This is a genomic window from Sphingomonas sp. J315 (assembly GCF_024666595.1).
In the GTDB taxonomy this organism is placed as follows: domain Bacteria; phylum Pseudomonadota; class Alphaproteobacteria; order Sphingomonadales; family Sphingomonadaceae; genus Sphingomonas.
Window position 1 is genome coordinate 3897240 of record NZ_CP088296.1, and the last position, 16735, is coordinate 3913974.

The following is a 16735-nucleotide window of genomic DNA, read 5'->3' on the forward strand; positions in this document are numbered from 1 at the left end:
CCAAGGCGGTGGACGCCGACCCAGAGGAAACGCCCGCTGCACCCACTGCCGCGCTCCCGACCAACCGCGCCGAACGCCGCAAGATCGTCGCGCAGGCCCCCGCCAACGCTCGGGAGCCCGAGGCTTATAAACCCGCGCGTCCGCAGCGCTCCGCAGCGGAAAAGAAAGGTCCCGAGAAGTTCGGCGTGGCCCAGCGCCGCCGTCATCAGGCCAGGACCCAACGTCAATCCAACCCCGCCCCGTTCGGCGACGGCCAAGGGGAAGGGCAGCGCCGACAGCGGCCCGATGCAGCTGCAGGTGCTACACGGCCCCCGCGCCCGGACTCCTCCGGTCGAACCGCTCCCCGAAAGGGAAGCCGTTCAGCAAAACGCCCGCCGCGCGTCACGCCCAGCATGACGACGACGCCGGCCCGTTGCTCGACCGGCCCAAGCGCGCCTACCGCCCCAATGACCGCCGCCCCGGTGCGGCTCCCGGCAACCGCCCGCCCGCCGGCAAGGGCGGACCGCCCAAGCCCCCCGCGCGGTACGCCCGCGCCCGGCAAGCGAGGCCCGCGCAAATGAGAATCATCGCCGGCACCTGGCGCGGCCGCCCGCTGGTCGCGCCCAAGGGCGACGCCACCCGCCCCACCGCCGACCGCACGCGTGAGGCGCTGTTCTCGATGCTCACCAGCCGCGTCGGCAGTTTCGAGGGGCTGGCCGTCGCCGACCTGTTCGCCGGTTCGGGTGCACTTGGCCTCGAGGCCCTGTCACGCGGTGCCGCGTCGTGCCTGTTCGTCGAACAGGACCGCGCCGCGCTCGACGCGCTGCGCACCAATGCCGAAAAGCTCGGCATCCGTCCCGACATCCGCGCCAGCTCGGTAATGGGGCTCGGCCCCGCACCCAAGCCGCTCGACCTGATCATGATGGACCCGCCCTATGGCACCGGCGCGGGATCTGTCGCGCTCGACAAGCTCGCCCGCCTCGGCTGGACCGGTCCCGCCACCTGGATCAGCATCGAAACCGCCAAGGCCGAAAGTGTCGACGTCGCCGGTTTCATCACCGATACGGAGCGGGTTCACGGCAAGGCCAAGCTGACGATCTTGCGGCCCGCCTAGGCTTTCGAGCGCATCGCCACCAGTGCCACAAGGCTCACCGCCGCAGCCCCGCTCAGATACCAGCCCACCGGGGCGAGCCCGTAGCTCATCGCCAGCTTCTGCGCGATCACCGGGGTCAGCCCGCCGCCGATCACTCCCGCCACGTTGAACGCCATTGACACGCCGGTATAGCGCACCCGCGCGGGAAACAGGTCGGTCAGCCATGCGCTGAGCGGCCCATAGACAAACCCCATCAGGAACAGGATCCCCGACAGGAACACCAGCACCCCGGCAATTCCGCCCGCCATCAGCGGCGCCATCACGAACCCCGCGCCGACCACCGCGACGCACCCGCCCGCAAGCACGCGGCGCGGGTCGAGCTTCGCGTCGGCCAGCCACGCGGCGAGATAGATGCCCAGCGCCATGAACAGGATCGCGACCAGCTGGCACCCCAGGAACGTCTGCATTGAATAGCCCAGCGTCTTGGTCCCCCAGCCGAGCAGGAACGCCGTCGCAACGTAATAGGCCGCAAAGCACGCGATCGCCCCCACCGTGCCCGCCAGCAACGTCGCGCCATGCTTTTCGATCAACTCGCCCAGCGGCACCCGCGGCGGCGGCGCTTCGGCGAGGCACGCCTTGAACTCGGGCGTCTCGCCCAGCTTGAGGCGCACCCACAGCCCGACCAGCACCAGTGCCGCCGACAGCGCAAACGGAATGCGCCAGCCCCATTCGGCGAACTGCGCCGGAGTCATCCAGCTCAACAGCAGCAGAAACAGCCCATTCGCGGCGATGAACCCAGCCGGCGCGCCCATCTGCGGCGCACAGCCATAGCGTGCGCGCCAGCCCGGCGGCGCATTCTCCACCGCCAGCAACGCCGCCCCGCCCCATTCGCCACCCAGGCCGAACCCCTGCCCGAAGCGCAGCACGCACAAGGCCAGCGGCGCGACGACCCCTGCGGTCGCATAGGTCGGCAGGAACGCCACCAATGTCGTGGAAAGCCCCATCGTCAGCAGTGACGCGACCAGGGTCGCCTTGCGCCCGATCCGGTCGCCATAATGGCCAAACACCGCTGCACCCAATGGCCGCGCGAAAAACGCCACGCCCAATGTCGCGAAGCTCAGCATCTGCTGAACCCCGGCATCGCTCTTGGGAAAGAAGATCTGCCCGAACACCAGCGCCGCGGCGGTCGCGTAGATATAGAAATCGTAGAACTCGATCCCCGTCCCCACGAAACTCGCCCACAGCGCGCGCCGTCGCCGCGTCCGGTCAGCGTCCATCCGTCCCTCCCAAATTCAGCGCCCCCGGCGCCGCTTATTTCTTCGCGTCCTCAAAGCATGTGGTGCGCGTCACCTGCACCACCTTGCCGTCCTTGTCCTTGATCTCGTTCCGCCCCTCGACGCACGGCTTTTGCTCAGGCTGCTGCTCCTGAAACCCGCCCGTGCGCCACCCGACATACAGCCCCACCAGCGCCAATGCCGCGATCAGCACCAGCCTGCGTCTGTCGAACCGCTTGCGATATTTCTCGAACATCGCGCATCCCTGCCTCACTCCGCGCCGCCCGGCAACTCCCCACGCAATCGCGCTTGCCCCGACTCGCTCCGTTCCCTACCTGTTCGCAATGTCCGTACCCCAGCCTTCCGCCGACGATCCCCCTATCTGCGTGGCCTCAACGCGCCGCAGCGTGAAGCGGTGCTCACCGTCGACGGCCCCGTCCTCGTCCTCGCCGGCGCCGGCACGGGCAAGACCGCCGCGCTCACCGCGCGCCTCGCCCACCTGCTCTGGACCCGCCGCGCCTATCCGTCGGAGATCCTGTCGGTCACCTTCACGAACAAGGCCGCGCGCGAGATGCGGGAGCGCGTCCGCCACCATGTCGGCGACGCGGTCGAGGGGATGCCCTGGCTCGGCACCTTTCACGCGATCGGCGCGAAGATGCTGCGCCGCCACGCCGAGCTGGTCGGGCTGCAGAGCAACTTCACCATCCTCGACACCGACGACCAGCTGCGCCTGCTCAAGCAGCTCATCGTCGCCAACGACCTCGACGAAAAGCGCTGGCCCGCGCGCCAGCTCGGCGGCCTGATCGACGGGTGGAAGAACAAGGGCCTGACCCCCGACATGCTCGACGCGGGCGAGTCCGAGCATTTCGCCAACGGCAAGGGCCAGTCGCTCTACCAGCAGTACCAGGACCGCCTGCGCGCGCTCAACGCCTGCGATTTCGGCGACCTGCTGCTCCACATGCTCACCATCCTGCGCACCCACCGCGACGTGCTGCAGCAATACCAACAGCGCTTCCGCTACATCATGGTGGACGAGTATCAGGACACCAACAGCGTCCAGTATCTCTGGCTCCGCCTGCTCGCGCAGGAGCGCAAGAATATCTGCTGCGTCGGCGACGACGACCAGTCGATCTACAGCTGGCGCGGCGCGCAGGTCGAAAACATCCTGAAGTTCGAAAAGGACTTCCCCGGCGCCAAGGTCATCCGCCTCGAACAGAATTACCGCTCCACCCCCCATATCCTCGCCGCCGCCGGCGCGGTGATCGCCAACAATAGCGGCCGCCTCGGCAAGGAATTGTGGACCGAGATCGATGCGGGCGAAAAGGTCCGCGTCATCGGCGTGTGGGACGGCCCGGAAGAAGCGCGCCGCGTCGGTGAGGACATCGAAAGCGCCCGCATCCGCACCGGCAAGAGCCTCGACGATTTCGCTATCCTCGTCCGGGCCCAGCACCAGACGCGCGAGTTCGAAGACCGCTTCATTGCCATCGGCCTGCCCTATCGCATCGTCGGCGGCTTCCGCTTCTACGAACGCGCCGAAATCCGCGACGCGCTCGCCTATCTCCGCCTCGTCCACCAGCCCGCCGACGACCTCGCCTTCGAACGCATCGTCAACGTCCCCAAGCGCGGCCTGGGCGACAAGGCGATCGCGAAGATCCACATGCTCGCCCGCGCCGAGGGCATCCCGCTCCTGACCGCCGCCGCGCGCATCCTCGACACCGACGAGCTGACGCCGCAGGCCCGCCGCGCGCTCGGCAGCTTCGTCGGCGACGTCGCCCGCTGGAGCCAGATGCTCCGCGCGCCCGTGCCCACGGAGGGTGAGGCGCTGCCCGAAACCCGCATCGGCCAGCTGCCCCACACCGAACTCGCCCAGATCATCCTCGACGAAAGCGGCTACACCGCGATGTGGCAGGCGGACCGCACCGCCGAAGCCGCCGGCCGCCTCGAAAACCTCTCAGAACTCGTCCGCGCGATGGAGGAGTATGAAACGCTCGGCGCGTTCCTCGAACATGTCAGCCTCGTCATGGATAACGAGAATAACGCCGACGAGCCCAAGGTCACGATCATGACCATCCACGCGGCCAAGGGGCTGGAATTCGACACCGTCTTCCTCGCCGGGTGGGAGGAAGGCCTGTTCCCCAGCCAGCGCGCGCTCGACGAAGGCGGCCTCGCCAGCCTCGAGGAGGAACGCCGCCTCGCCTATGTCGCGATCACCCGCGCCCGCCGCCAGGCGACGATCCTCCACGCCGCCAACCGCCGCATCTACGGCCAATGGACCAGCTCCATCCCCAGCCGCTTCGTCGGCGAGCTACCCAAGGCGCATGTCGACGAGGAATCGACCCTATCCGGCGGCGCGAGCCTGTGGCGCGCCAACTGGAGCGAACACGCCGACCCCTTCGCTGACGTAGGCCGAGGCACCGGCCGCGGCCCCGGCTGGCAACGCGCCGCCGCCCCCAGCTCCAGCTTCACCACCGCCCCCAAACGCGTCGTCGAAAACCGCGGTAGCGCGGTGAGCCTCGGCAACAAGGGCCGCGACGACCTCTCGCTCGGCATGCGCGTTTTCCATCAGAAATTCGGCTATGGCGAAATCGTCGAGATCGAAGGCAACAAGCTGGAGATCGAGTTCGAGGCCGCCGGGCGGAAGCGGGTGATGGATAGTTTTGTGAGTTTAGGGTGAACTATGCCCGAAGAACAGTATCTTGTCCGACCAGATTTATCCGCCCTGCCTTACCCTGATCCCGATAAATTCTACCAATTTTGGCGACATCCGTAGATTCGATAAGCCCCTTCTCTCGAAGACTGCGCAATAAGGCTTCAACTCTTTTTTTAGGAAATGTGCCAGTCACATTGGATAGCCGTTCAAGCAGAAAGAAGCGCTGTGCAATATCCAGCGGCTTGCTCAGTTCATGTTGAGGAAAAAAATGCCTGATCGCAGCCGGAAGGCCAATAACACCTCGCTCATATCTCACAGAACAGAGATACAAATCTAGAATTGCGGACTTTGAGAACATCCTGTTGACCCAAGGCGCAATTATCCATTCAACTATTTTACGCGATATAGGCCGCTCTATCGACTTGAGAAAATTAGATCGTACAAGTTGATGATGAATTGTCGATGCACCACTCCGAGTCCCATAACGCACTCTGCGATATAGAGCAGCAGCAGCAGCTTTGATACTGTTTCCATTATGCTCAAAGTGCCTCTTATCCTCGATGAAAACTAGCATCGCATGGTATTTTGTTAAATCGATTCCCAACCGACCCGCTTCGAAAACGGACAATCTCATGCGATACAGCACATGGCCAATTCGCTCCTTCAGACGAGAGCCAACCAGCCACGCTACCTTTCTACCAAGATAAAGCCGAGTATTCTCGTAATCTTCGCGGAGCGACCATCGATACAATGTGAGCAACAGCACTAATGTGAAGCTAGCCAACGCCGCCGCGACCTTCGTTTCTGAAACAAGCACCTGCCCCCCTAGGGTCGGGACTCATAACCACCATGTGACGGCTGCGGCGAGGTAGATGGCGCTGAGGAAGTTGGTGGCGAGCTTGTCGTAGCGGGTGGCGATGCGGCGATAATCCTTGAGGCGGCAGAACATGCGCTCGACGGCGTTGCGGCCCTTGTAGAGCGTCTTGGAGAAGCAGCTTTTCCAGCGGCGGTTCGTCTTGAGAGGGATGTTCGGAACGGCACCCTGCCGCTCGATCAGGTCGCGGATCGCATTGCTGTCGTAAGCCTTGTCCGCGAGCACGATGGTGCGCGGCGCGAGATCATCGAGCAACACATCGGCTGCGCGGCAGTCGGCGACCTGGCCACCGGTCAGCAGGAAGCGGAGCGGCCGACCTTCGCCGTCGGTGAGCGCGTGGAGCTTGCTGTTGCGGCCGCCCCGGCTGATCCCGATCGCCTGGACGAGCGCCCCCCTTTTCCACCGCCCGCGGAGCGGTGCGCCTTCATATGCGTGCTGTCGATCAGGACCTCGGCGGGCGGCCCGCCTGCTGCCGCGAGCGTGACGAACAGCTCCTGCCACACACCCTTTGCCGCCCAGCGCACGAACCGGTTGTAGAGCGTCTTCCTCGGCCCGTAGCAGGCCGGCGCGTCGACCCAGCGCCCGCCCGACTTCACCACATGAATGATGCCGCTGATCACCCGCCGATCATCGACCCGCGCCACACCGCGCACCTTGTCCGGCAGCAGCGGACGCAGCCGCTCGAACTGGGCTTCACTCAACCAAAACTCGCTCAAATCCACGCTCCTGCTGGCGCAGCGCATGAATCACATCCCAGCCGCCAAGGGAATCCCGTTTATGGGTCCCGACCCTAGGGTCGGGACTCATAACCACCATGTGACGGCTGCGGCGAGGTAGATGGCGCTGAGGAAGTTGGTGGCGAGCTTGTCGTAGCGGGTGGCGATGCGGCGATAATCCTTGAGGCGGCAGAACATGCGCTCGACGGCGTTGCGGCCCTTGTAGAGCGTCTTGGAGAAGCAGCTTTTCCAGCGGCGGTTCGTCTTGGAGGGGATGTTCGGAACGGCACCCTGCCGCTCGATCAGGTCGCGGATCGCATTGCTGTCGTAAGCCTTGTCCGCGAGCACGATGGTGCGCGGCGCGAGATCATCGAGCAACACATCGGCTGCGCGGCAGTCGGCGACCTGGCCACCGGTCAGCAGGAAGCGGAGCGGCCGACCTTCGCCGTCGGTGAGCGCGTGGAGCTTGCTGTTGCGGCCGCCCCGGCTGATCCCGATCGCCTGGACGAGCGCCCCCCTTTTCCACCGCCCGCGGAGCGGTGCGCCTTCATATGCGTGCTGTCGATCAGGACCTCGGCGGGCGGCCCGCCTGCTGCCGCGAGCGTGACGAACAGCTCCTGCCACACACCCTTTGCCGCCCAGCGCACGAACCGGTTGTAGAGCGTCTTCCTCGGCCCGTAGCAGGCCGGCGCGTCGACCCAGCGCCCGCCCGACTTCACCACATGAATGATGCCGCTGATCACCCGCCGATCATCGACCCGCGCCACACCGCGCACCTTGTCCGGCAGCAGCGGACGCAGCCGCTCGAACTGGGCTTCACTCAACCAAAACTCGCTCAAATCCACGCTCCTGCTGGCGCAGCGCATGAATCACATCCCAGCCGCCAAGGGAATCCCGTTTATGGGTCCCGACCCTAGAAACCAAGTTGGACTACCAGGAAACGCTACGCGAAATGCGGTGAATACCACCCCCTGCCCTGCCGCTGCCAACAACGCCACCGATAGGGTTGGAATTGCTTGTAGGGACGTCCAGCCAGGGAACATATGGATGGCAAAGGGCTCGTTCGCTCCCTCAAGTCGATCGGCTGGGAGCACTGTTTCAATGCTCCCATAATCCAATCCTAGGGTCGGGACTCATAACCACCATGTGACGGCTGCGGCGAGGTAGATGGCGCTGAGGAAGTTGGTGGCGAGCTTGTCGTAGCGGGTGGCGATGCGGCGATAATCCTTGAGGCGGCAGAACATGCGCTCGACGGCGTTGCGGCCCTTGTAGAGCGTCTTGGAGAAGCAGCTTTTCCAGCGGCGGTTCGTCTTGGAGGGGATGTTCGGAACGGCACCCTGCCGCTCGATCAGGTCGCGGATCGCATTGCTGTCGTAAGCCTTGTCCGCGAGCACGATGGTGCGCGGCGCGAGATCATCGAGCAACACATCGGCTGCGCGGCAGTCGGCGACCTGGCCACCGGTCAGCAGGAAGCGGAGCGGCCGACCTTCGCCGTCGGTGAGCGCGTGGAGCTTGCTGTTGCGGCCGCCCCGGCTGATCCCGATCGCCTGGACGAGCGCCCCCCTTTTCCACCGCCCGCGGAGCGGTGCGCCTTCATATGCGTGCTGTCGATCAGGACCTCGGCGGGCGGCCCGCCTGCTGCCGCGAGCGTGACGAACAGCTCCTGCCACACACCCTTTGCCGCCCAGCGCACGAACCGGTTGTAGAGCGTCTTCCTCGGCCCGTAGCAGGCCGGCGCGTCGACCCAGCGCCCGCCCGACTTCACCACATGAATGATGCCGCTGATCACCCGCCGATCATCGACCCGCGCCACACCGCGCACCTTGTCCGGCAGCAGCGGACGCAGCCGCTCGAACTGGGCTTCACTCAACCAAAACTCGCTCAAATCCACGCTCCTGCTGGCGCAGCGCATGAATCACATCCCAGCCGCCAAGGGAATCCCGTTTATGGGTCCCGACCCTAACAGGCGCCTGAGCACGATTATCTTCCGTGCGGCATAGACTGCCGACCGCTGCAAAAGCGCGAAATATCGCACCGTGATACTTGAAACGGTCAGAAGCATCAGTGAGATCACAATCTCGGCGTTGGTGCCTAACTTAGTCGCCATGTTTTGTAGGCTGGCCAAATTTCCCGTAGATCCCACAATAGTGATCAAGGTTCCGCTGAAAAACAGCGCAAGCCCTGCCGCAGCGGTGAGGCTTCTCTGGTCGGCTTGTAGTGCCGTGGCGGCGAGTTCATATTCTTTGATCCCAACCTCAGCACGATCATTGTCGAGCTTATAGGTTGGGAAGTATTGTTGCGCGGCTTGCAAGTGCGACGGACCCATGGATGCACTGTGGCGCGCATCTATTCACGTAGCAAGGTGACACGAGCGAACGGAACAAGCGCTTGCCGTTTATCGGCACGCCATAGCCCCCTCGACAACCGATGTGGACAAACCACAAACAAACCCCTTTCCGGCGTCTATCCCCTTTGGACATGTAGGAGCAAATGTAGTAACGCACCACCATGCCGGAAGCGAGTCGGCGTGATGGGGGAGGTATGCGTCCAGCGATCATTACAGGCCTGTCGTCGGTGGCCTTCGCCATTGGCGGGTGGGTATTGCCGATGAGATACCCGAACCTTCAACCTTGGGTGGCGGATGCTCTATTGTGGGCCGCCGCCGCCATGCTTTTTATAGCTGTTATTTTGTGGCTCTGGGGACTTCGAAAGCCGAATTCATCGCCGACGATGCCAGGGTCTTCCGGCCCCAACTCGCCGATCATAACCGGAAATGATAATACTCTCGCTATCGGCGAAGGAGCGAGGATCATGGGCGACGACAATCGCAAGGGCAACTTTGCCGGCAATAACTTTGGCACGCAAAATTATCACGAAGCGCCGCCGCAGCGAAGTGTCGGATCTACGTTCGCTCAAATGTTGGCATCTGCTCCCGCGCCCGTCCCCGTCCGAACCCGGTCATTTGGCACAGAACACGAAAAGAAGGTGCTCGAATCGTCGATTAACGCGGCGTTTCAGGAGCTAGGGTTCGAGGCTGGTTCGCAGGGTATGTTTGGAGGCGGCGAGACCTTTGTTGGCGTTCGTGTGAACCCCGCAGAGAACCAGCAATCAATAGATTTTGCCACAGTCATCGCGAACGCGCTGTCCGCATCGGGCCTTGAAGGCGTCGACCTGAGGGCCGGCAATCCAGCATGGTCGACCCAAAGTTTCGTGCGTATTGAGATTGGAGAGAATGGTGCCTGACAACCCCAACACCCGCTTCGACCGCCTCCTAGACGCGATGGCCCACGGTCACGCGCCTGTTACCGGGCGAAAGAAAACATCAGACGATCAAGCATCAGGTGAGGCGTCTGACGCATGTTCCAGCGATACTCGAACTCGCCCAGATACTTCGGAAGGTGACGACCGCTGACGTGAATATGCGTGCCGTTGATGCCGCGCTTTAGCTGCGCCCAAAAGCCCTCGATTGCGTTCACGGTCGCGCCGGTCTTGCGGCAAACATACTGGTCAAGCGAGTGGTTCACGGTGGCGTGCTGATAGCCCATCGTGCCAACGCCGCCATAGCCCAGCCAATCGTCGGTATGGACCTTGCTGGGGCGCTTCACGGTCGCGCGGATGATCGGAAGCAGGGTGCCGCTCTTGCGGTCGGGAACAACGTGCGTGACCAGATCGCCGCCATGCTCAAGCATCCCGAACACGACCGTCTTGTTTGACGCGCCAGCATCGCGCTTGTCCTTGGCGCTCTGATAGCCACCGATGAACGTTTCATCGACTTGGACCGTGCGGCCTAGACCGCCAATCGGGGCGCTGCCGTCAACCGCGCCCATGTATTCGCGGATCATGTGGCACATGCGCCATGCCGTCTTGTAGGTCACTCCCAGCTGACGCTCGACTTCCTTCGCCGCGACACCGTTCCGCGATGCGCAGAACTGGAACATGACGAAGAACCAGTCCCGCAGCGGGGTGCGGGTGCGGTCGAACGGCGTGCCAGCGGTCGGATAGACCTGATAGGCGCACCACTGACACTGATACGAACGGCGAGCCTTTACGCGGGTGAACTTCGCGGGGCGGTCGCAACCGGGGCAAGCGAAGTCGGTGCCGTAGCGAACCTGAAACAGGTGATCCAGGCACGCATCTTCGGTCGGGAAGCGGTCCTGAAACTGACGGAGCGTTGGGGCTTTGTTCGACATAGGGATTGTATGCCACAAAGCCTTACATGTCGCAAGGGGATAAGCGCCCCCTTTCCTACAAGCCCCATCCCAGCACATAAACTGGTGGATGAACGACTCACCCACCCCGCCCGCCGCGTCTGACGAGGATGAAGCCATCCTCGCCTTCACGCCCGCCCCCAATTGTGGCCGCGCCGATGGCTGGACTGCGCGCCGACAAACCGACTTCATCCACGCCCTCGCCGTCATGGGCACCGTCACCCGCGCCTGCAAAGCGGTCGGGATGAGCCGCCAGACAGCCTACAAATTGCGCGAGCGGCCCGAGGCGGCCGACTTCGCCCGCGCGTGGGATGCGGCACTAATGATGGGCTATGACCGCATGTTCAGCATGGCGATGGACCGCGCGCTCAATGGCGTCACCCGCCGCGTTACTATCGCGGGCGTGAGATCGGCACGATCACCCGCCCCGATTTCCGCATGGCGATGGCGGCGCTCGCCGAACCTCCCAAACCGCCGCAGCGCCATCGCAAACTGACAGAATGAAGCGCGTTGCGCGGAACTTCGTCAGTTTCGCGACGCCGCGACGCCCCGCTCCACGCGCACCGCGCCGACCGCCCACAACGCCCACGCGATAATCAACGGCTGCGCCAGCAACCGCGGCACATGATACCACGCCGACAGCCCCGTCCCGCTCCCGCCCAGCCACGCCAGGTCGATCATCGCGTGCTTCACATTGGCCGGCCACACGCACAGCGCATAGAGCGCCAGCGCCCAACCCGCCGCCAGCCGCCACCGCCGGGTGATCAGCGCGGCGGCACAGATCAGTTCTGCCGCGCCGGTAGTCAGCACCCACTCGCGCGCGTCCCACGGCACCCATGCCGGCACGATCCGCGCCATCGCATCGGTGAACAGGAAATGCGCCACCCCTGCCGTCGCATAGAAGATCGCGAGCAGCCACCGCCCGATCCGCCGCCCCCGCGTCTCCGGCAGCTCCGCCATCGCCTACAGCTTGGCGGCGGCTTCGATGATCGGCACGAACTTCGCGGCGGTCAGGCTCGCCCCGCCGACCAGCGCGCCGTCGACATTGTCCACCGCCAGGATCTCGCCTGCATTCGAACCCGTAACCGACCCGCCATACAGGATACGAATACCCTCGGCCTTCTCCGTCCCGACCATCATGCCCAGCTTGGCGCGGGCGATGGCGTGGATCAGCTCGATTTCCTCCAGCGTCGGGGTCCGCCCGGTCCCGATCGCCCAGCGCGGTTCATAGGCCAGCGTGAACCAGCTGCCGTCGGCATCCTCGGGCACCGATTTCTCGATCTGCGCCTGCACCACCCGCTCGGCGCGACCGGCATTGCGTTCCGCCTCGGTCTCCCCAACGCAGAGGATTACGTTCAGGCCATGGCGATGCGCCGCCGCCGCCTTGGCCCAGGCGTCGTGGCTGGTCTCGTTCTGGTCCGCCCGCCGCTCGCTATGCCCGACGATGGTCAGCGTGGCGCCGGCATCCTTCAGCATCGGGGCAGAGATGCATCCGGTATGCGCACCGCTGTCATTCTCATGACAATCCTGCCCGCCGATCGGCATGCCGCCTGCCACTGCCACTGCCCGGGCGATCAGCGTCGCCGGTGGGCACAAGGCGACATCAACGCCGGAATGGGCAGCCGCCGCTTCGGCAATCGCCGCCACTTCGCCCAACGAATCGGTGACGCCGTTCATCTTCCAGTTGCCCGCCACCAGCTTGCGCCGCATCCCGCTTCCCCTGTTGTCCATTATCGGACAAGCCCGATAGGCGGCGATCCCACGCCGCACAAGCATCTTGCCCGCCACCGCTGCCGTTGTCGCTTGATGCCAATGCCCCTGCCCCCTAAAGCGAGGCCAATCTTTCCCATTTCAGCGGGTTTCCATGCTCACCAACTTCCGCCGCGTCATTTTCTCGACCCCCGGCAAGATCGTTGCCCTGCTGCTGCTGGTGGCGCTCGGCGTCGGCTTTGCGATGATGGACGTCCAGAATCTTGGCGTCGGCGGCCCGTCGTCCAGCGGCCCGCTGGTTCAGGTTGGCAACAAGAAGCTGACGCAGCAGGAGCTTCAGGACCGCCTCCGCAACGCATTGGAGCGGGTGCGGCAGCAACAGCCGATGCTCGACATGGCGCAGTTCGTCCGTACCGGCGGGTTCGAACAAGTGCTGAACCAGGTCATCGACGGTATGGCGCTGGAGGAATATGCGACGCAGCAGGGCATGGCGGTGTCCCCCGCCGCAATCGACGGCCAGATCGCGTCGATCCCCGCCTTTCAGGGCTTCGACGGCAAGTTCAGCCAGCAGCGCTTCGACCAGCTCCTGGCGGAACAGCGGCTGACCGCAGAGCAGGTGCGGGCCGATATCCGTCGCGAAACGCTGGTTCAGTGGCTCATCAGCCCGATCGCGAACCCCGGCCCGGTTCCGGTCGAACTCGCGCTGCCCTATGCCTCGCTGATGCTGGAGCGGCGCAAGGGTTCGGTCGGCTATGTCCCAATCGGCGCGATTGCCCCCGGCAACCCGCCGACCGACGCCGAACTTCAGGCATATTACCAGAAGAACTCGGGCCGCTACACGCTGCCCGAACGCCGCGTGGTGCGCTACGCCGTGGTCGATCCCGCCCAGTTTGCGGAAAGCGCCAAAGCGACCGAGGCGGAGATCGCCGCCGAATACCGGAAGAATGCTGCGCAATATGCCGCCAGCACCCGCCGCAACCTTGCCCAGATCATCGTTGCCGACGAAAACGCCGCGAAGGGCATCGCTGCAAAGGTGAAGGGCGGCGCGTCGATGGTCGATGCCGCCAAGGCTGCTGGCCTGCAGGCATCGACCATCCCGAATGCCGAGAAGGCAGCCTTTGCCCGCGCCAGCAGCACCGCGATCGCGGACGCCGCCTTTGCCGGGGCTCAGGGCACTGTGGTCGGCCCGCTCCGCTCGCCGCTCGGCTGGCATATCGTCCGGGTCGAGGGGATCGAGCAGGTCGCGGGCAAGTCGCTGGACTCGGTCCGGGGCGAACTCGCAGAAGCGATCACCAAGACGAAGCTGGAGACCGCGCTGGCCGATCTGCGCGCCAAGATCGATGGCGAGATCGCCGACAATTCGACCTTTGACGAGCTCGTCGCCAGTTCAAAGCTGACCGCGCAGACCAGCGCGCCGCTGTTCGCCGATGGGCGCGCGGCCGTCGCCGACGAAGCCGCACCCGATCCCATGCTCGCGCAGATCGCCCAGGCCGGCTTCAGCATGGAGCCGAGCGACGACCCCCAGCTGATCCCGGTCGGCACCGATGGCGGCTTTGCGCTGGTCAAGACCGACAAGGTCGTCGCTGCGGCACCCCGCCCGCTCGCCGAAATCCGCCCAGGCGTCGCCGACGACCTGGTCCGCAGCCGCCAGCTCGACGGCGCGCGCAAGGCCGCCAACGCGATCCTTGCCAAGGTGAGCAAGGGCATGCCGCTCGCCCAGGCGATGCAGGAAAGCGGGCTGAAGCTGCCTCCGGTCGAAGCACTCGACGCCTCGCGCGGACAGCTGTCGCAGATGGGCGATCAGCTCCCCCGCCCGTCCGCCTGATGTTCAGCATGGCCGAAAAGAGGGCCAAGACCGTCCCGGCACCTCAAGGCGGCGGCTACTGGATCGTCTGGCTCGACGATATCGAGGAAGGCAATGCCAAGGGCAACGCCGCGCTGATCGGCCAGACCCGGGGCGGCCTCGCCCAGCTGATCGGCAACGAATATGTCGAACAGTTCGCCGCTGCGGCGCGCAAGGCGGTGAAGGTCAAGCGCAACGAAGCCGCCATCGCCGCACTCAAGGCGCAGCTGAGCGGCCAGGCAACCGGCGGCAATTGATCCGATGCGCGGCGGGATTGAGGGCCTCGACGCCGCCCGCGCGGCGCTGGCCGATGGCCGCCCGGCCCTGGTCTGGCGGAAACAGCTGGCGGACACCGATACCCCGGTCGCCGCCGCGCTCAGGCTGATCGAACCGGGCCGCGGCGACTTCCTGCTGGAATCGGTAGAGGGCGGCGCGGTGCGCGGTCGCCACAGCCTGCTTGGACTCGCTCCCGATCTGGTGTTTCGCGCACATGGCGAAGCGGCGGAGGTCAATCCGCACTGGCTGACCGACCGCGACGCATTCAGCGCCGCCGAAGCCCCGACGCTCGATGCCCTGCGCGCCCTCGTCCAGTCGTGCCGGATGGACGTGCCGCCGGAACTGCCCCGCGCCCTCGCCTGCCTGGTCGGCTATTTCGGTTACGACACGATCGGGCTGGTCGAAACCCCTACCCCGCGCCGCGAACGACGCACTGGGTCTGCCCGACATGATCTTCGTGCGACCGACGGTGATCCTGATCTTTGACCGGCTGGCGGATTCGCTGTTTGTGGTGGCGCCGGTCTGGCCCGGTCGCGACCCCGAACGGCTGATCGAGGAAGCCGCCGACCGGATCGAGGCGACCGCCGCGCGGCTCGCCTCCGCCCCGCTTCCGCCGCGCGCCGCGACCGATCCGATGGATATCGTGCCCCAGCCGGTGGTGCCCGCCGCCGACTATGCGGCGATGGTCACCCGCGCCAAGGAGTACATCACCGCCGGCGACATATTTCAGGTCGTCCTTGCCCAGCGCTTCACTGCGCCGTTCGCGCTGCCGCCGATCGAGCTGTACCGCGCGCTGCGCCGGATCAACCCGTCGCCCTTCCTCTATTTCCTCGATCTGCCCGGCTTCGCGCTGACCGGGTCGAGCCCCGAAATCCTCGTCCGCGTCCGCGATGACGAGGTGACGATCCGCCCGATCGCTGGCACCCGTCCCCGCGGCAAGGACGCCGCGGAGGACGAAGCGAACAGAACCAGCCTGCTCGCCGACGCAAAGGAGCGCGCCGAACACCTGATGCTGCTCGACCTGGGTCGCAACGATGTCGGCCGCGTCGCAGAAGCTGGATCGGTCAAGGTCACCGACAGCTACACCGTCGAATTCTACAGCCATGTCATGCACATCGTGTCGAACGTGGTGGGTAAATTGCGCCTCGACGCCGATGCGCTCGACGCGTTGTTCGCGGGCTTCCCCGCCGGAACCGTCAGCGGCGCGCCCAAGGTTCGCGCGTGCGAGATCATCGCCGAACTGGAGCGCGACCAGCGCGGACCCTATGCCGGGGGCGTCGGCTATTTCTCGCCCGACGGCTCAATGGACAGCTGTATCGTCCTGCGCACCGCGATCGTGAAGGACGGGACCATGCACGTCACCGCTGGCGCGGGTATCGTCGCTGACAGCGATCCGGCCTATGAACAGCGGGAATGCGAGGCGAAGGCAGGTGCGCTGTTCGCTGCGGCGCGGGAAGCAACCGCACGTTCCGGCGAAGCCAGGTTCGGCCAATAAGGCTCAGTCCTCGCCGCCCGGGATAGCTGCCTCTTCGGCCTTCTTCGCCCGCTGCTCGGCCTTCCATTGCTGGAGCATGCGGATGGTGCACCCGCTCTGGCCATAGCTGCCGATCGGGTTGCAGCTTCCCGGCAGCACCGCACGGTTAACCTCGTCGATCAGCTCGGCGCGGCGCACCCAACTCGTGCCCTCCGGTCCCGGCTCGGTCTTACGTAGCGCCTTGGGGATCCGGAACGGCGAATCGCCCGGTCGCGCGCAAATCACGACCTCATCGGGACTCTCCGGCTTGGGACAGCTCTCATCGCCATATAGCAGGACGCTGCGCACCTTCTGCGGCGGCGCACCGGCCCCGGCGGATTCCCCCTCCTGCGCCAGCACGGGAGCAGCGGCCAGCATTGCGATCAGGAAGGGACGGATCATACAGGTCTCCACAGGTCCGCTTCCTCTATCGCACATACGCAGATGAAGCACGGCTGAACTGTATCAGCCGTGAAGTGCGGCATTTACCCCTGTGGGGTGAAAATTGCGCTTGCCATTATTTACCCACAGGGGGTAAGGGCGGCGCATGACGACACTTGCCGGTTCCAAAATCCGTCGCTTCCGCGAGGAACGCTCCA

At 65.0% G+C, this 16735-nt stretch carries 17 protein-coding genes and 1 pseudogene; 7 read left to right on the forward strand and 11 right to left on the reverse strand.

Translation table 11 applies throughout. The features are described 5' to 3' along the window. The first annotated feature begins 556 nt into the window (after positions 1-556). The gene (gene rsmD, locus LRS08_RS19805; protein ID WP_257845580.1) at positions 557-1093 is read left to right on the forward strand and encodes a 16S rRNA (guanine(966)-N(2))-methyltransferase RsmD; all 537 of its coding nucleotides are present in this window, start codon (positions 557-559) and stop codon (positions 1091-1093) included. Here rsmD and LRS08_RS19810 read toward each other — a convergent pair. Both LRS08_RS19810 and LRS08_RS19815 read right to left on the reverse strand, forming a co-directional pair. Beyond that, positions 1090-2349 carry an MFS transporter gene (locus tag LRS08_RS19810; protein WP_257845579.1) on the reverse strand — a complete coding sequence of 420 codons (1260 nt, stop codon included), beginning with the start codon at positions 2347-2349 and terminating at the stop codon, positions 1090-1092. The two genes, rsmD and LRS08_RS19810, sit on opposite strands and share 4 nt — an antisense overlap. Before the next feature lie 34 nt (positions 2350-2383). Beyond that, positions 2384-2602 carry a hypothetical protein gene (locus LRS08_RS19815; RefSeq protein WP_257846205.1) on the reverse strand — a complete coding sequence of 73 codons (219 nt, stop codon included), beginning with the start codon at positions 2600-2602 and terminating at the stop codon, positions 2384-2386. 159 nt (positions 2603-2761) lie between these two features. Here LRS08_RS19815 and LRS08_RS19820 point away from each other — a divergent pair, with 159 nt between their 5' ends. Next, entirely contained in the window at positions 2762-5020 is a 2259-nt protein-coding gene (locus LRS08_RS19820) for an ATP-dependent helicase (RefSeq protein ID WP_260481156.1), read from the forward strand. Between the two features lies 1 nt (position 5021). Here LRS08_RS19820 and LRS08_RS19825 read toward each other — a convergent pair whose 3' ends face one another. The 5 genes from LRS08_RS19825 to LRS08_RS19845 form a co-directional block, all read right to left on the reverse strand. Continuing rightward, positions 5022-5813 (reverse strand): transglycosylase domain-containing protein, encoded by a 792-nt coding sequence (locus tag LRS08_RS19825; RefSeq protein WP_260481157.1) that lies wholly within the window; start codon positions 5811-5813, stop codon positions 5022-5024. Between the two features lie 21 nt (positions 5814-5834). Beyond that, a protein-coding gene (locus LRS08_RS19830) for an IS5 family transposase (protein ID WP_409456267.1) occupies positions 5835-6613 on the reverse strand; the annotation gives its coding sequence in 2 pieces (ribosomal slippage) (positions 5835-6256 and positions 6256-6613; 780 coding nt in all). Positions 6614-6673: 60 nt separating this feature from the next. After that, positions 6674-7452, reverse strand: a protein-coding gene (locus tag LRS08_RS19835) for an IS5 family transposase (RefSeq protein WP_374580061.1) whose coding sequence is annotated in 2 segments (ribosomal slippage) — positions 6674-7095 and positions 7095-7452 — 780 coding nt in all. Because the reading frame shifts where the segments join, the coding sequence is not laid out codon by codon here. 267 nt (positions 7453-7719) lie between these two features. Then, positions 7720-8498, reverse strand: a protein-coding gene (locus tag LRS08_RS19840; protein WP_374580061.1) for an IS5 family transposase whose coding sequence is annotated in 2 segments (ribosomal slippage) — positions 7720-8141 and positions 8141-8498 — 780 coding nt in all. Because the reading frame shifts where the segments join, the coding sequence is not laid out codon by codon here. Positions 8499-8501: 3 nt separating this feature from the next. After that, the gene (locus LRS08_RS19845) at positions 8502-8912 is read right to left on the reverse strand and encodes a hypothetical protein (protein WP_257845576.1); all 411 of its coding nucleotides are present in this window, start codon (positions 8910-8912) and stop codon (positions 8502-8504) included. 215 nt (positions 8913-9127) lie between these two features. On the opposite strand from LRS08_RS19845, the gene LRS08_RS19850 reads away from it, so the two are divergent. Further along, entirely contained in the window at positions 9128-9829 is a 702-nt protein-coding gene (locus tag LRS08_RS19850) for a hypothetical protein (RefSeq protein ID WP_257845575.1), read from the forward strand. Between the two features lie 59 nt (positions 9830-9888). Here LRS08_RS19850 and LRS08_RS19855 read toward each other — a convergent pair whose 3' ends face one another. Next, positions 9889-10776: an IS1595 family transposase gene (locus LRS08_RS19855; protein WP_257845574.1), complete on the reverse strand. Its 888-nt coding sequence runs from the start codon at positions 10774-10776 to the stop codon at positions 9889-9891. 88 nt (positions 10777-10864) lie between these two features. Between LRS08_RS19855 and LRS08_RS19860 the strand changes: the two genes are divergently transcribed. After that, positions 10865-11290: a hypothetical protein gene (locus LRS08_RS19860; protein WP_257845573.1), complete on the forward strand. Its 426-nt coding sequence runs from the start codon at positions 10865-10867 to the stop codon at positions 11288-11290. Positions 11291-11319: 29 nt separating this feature from the next. Here LRS08_RS19860 and LRS08_RS19865 read toward each other — a convergent pair whose 3' ends face one another. Together LRS08_RS19865 and tpiA are read right to left on the reverse strand one after the other, a co-directional pair. Beyond that, the gene (locus LRS08_RS19865) at positions 11320-11754 is read right to left on the reverse strand and encodes a hypothetical protein (protein ID WP_257845572.1); all 435 of its coding nucleotides are present in this window, start codon (positions 11752-11754) and stop codon (positions 11320-11322) included. A 3-nt stretch (positions 11755-11757) separates the two neighbouring features. Next, positions 11758-12504, reverse strand: a complete 747-nt coding sequence (gene tpiA / locus LRS08_RS19870) for a triose-phosphate isomerase (protein WP_257845571.1) — start codon at positions 12502-12504, stop codon at positions 11758-11760. A gap of 154 nt (positions 12505-12658) precedes the next feature. On the opposite strand from tpiA, the gene LRS08_RS19875 reads away from it, so the two are divergent. The 3 genes and pseudogenes from LRS08_RS19875 to LRS08_RS19885 all read left to right on the forward strand — a co-directional run bounded on the left by LRS08_RS19875 (position 12659) and on the right by LRS08_RS19885 (position 16118). Continuing rightward, positions 12659-14329, forward strand: coding sequence for a SurA N-terminal domain-containing protein (locus LRS08_RS19875; protein WP_257845570.1), 1671 nt, complete (start codon positions 12659-12661; stop codon positions 14327-14329). A gap of 8 nt (positions 14330-14337) precedes the next feature. Next, positions 14338-14604, forward strand: a complete 267-nt coding sequence (locus LRS08_RS19880; protein ID WP_260481159.1) for a hypothetical protein — start codon at positions 14338-14340, stop codon at positions 14602-14604. A 4-nt stretch (positions 14605-14608) separates the two neighbouring features. After that, positions 14609-16118 (forward strand): annotated as a pseudogene (locus LRS08_RS19885) (anthranilate synthase component I family protein). 3 nt (positions 16119-16121) lie between these two features. Here the strand turns inward: LRS08_RS19885 and LRS08_RS19890 are convergent. Then, positions 16122-16538, reverse strand: coding sequence for a hypothetical protein (locus LRS08_RS19890; protein ID WP_257845567.1), 417 nt, complete (start codon positions 16536-16538; stop codon positions 16122-16124). Positions 16539-16735: the final 197 nt, after the last annotated feature.

Bases quoted from the DNA above. Each gene is read 5' to 3' on its own strand.
- rsmD (WP_257845580.1), top strand. From the start codon at position 557: ATGAGAATCATCGCCGGCACCTGGCGCGGCCGCCCGCTGGTCGCGCCC.
- LRS08_RS19810 (WP_257845579.1), bottom strand. From the start codon at position 2,349: ATGGACGCTGACCGGACGCGGCGACGGCGCGCGCTGTGGGCGAGTTTC.
- LRS08_RS19815 (WP_257846205.1), bottom strand. From the start codon at position 2,602: ATGTTCGAGAAATATCGCAAGCGGTTCGACAGACGCAGGCTGGTGCTG.
- LRS08_RS19845 (WP_257845576.1), bottom strand. From the start codon at position 8,912: ATGGGTCCGTCGCACTTGCAAGCCGCGCAACAATACTTCCCAACCTAT.
- LRS08_RS19850 (WP_257845575.1), top strand. From the start codon at position 9,128: ATGCGTCCAGCGATCATTACAGGCCTGTCGTCGGTGGCCTTCGCCATT.
- LRS08_RS19855 (WP_257845574.1), bottom strand. From the start codon at position 10,776: ATGTCGAACAAAGCCCCAACGCTCCGTCAGTTTCAGGACCGCTTCCCG.
- LRS08_RS19860 (WP_257845573.1), top strand. From the start codon at position 10,865: ATGAACGACTCACCCACCCCGCCCGCCGCGTCTGACGAGGATGAAGCC.
- LRS08_RS19865 (WP_257845572.1), bottom strand. From the start codon at position 11,754: ATGGCGGAGCTGCCGGAGACGCGGGGGCGGCGGATCGGGCGGTGGCTG.
- tpiA (WP_257845571.1), bottom strand. From the start codon at position 12,504: ATGCGGCGCAAGCTGGTGGCGGGCAACTGGAAGATGAACGGCGTCACC.
- LRS08_RS19875 (WP_257845570.1), top strand. From the start codon at position 12,659: ATGCTCACCAACTTCCGCCGCGTCATTTTCTCGACCCCCGGCAAGATC.
- LRS08_RS19880 (WP_260481159.1), top strand. From the start codon at position 14,338: ATGGCCGAAAAGAGGGCCAAGACCGTCCCGGCACCTCAAGGCGGCGGC.
- LRS08_RS19890 (WP_257845567.1), bottom strand. From the start codon at position 16,538: ATGATCCGTCCCTTCCTGATCGCAATGCTGGCCGCTGCTCCCGTGCTG.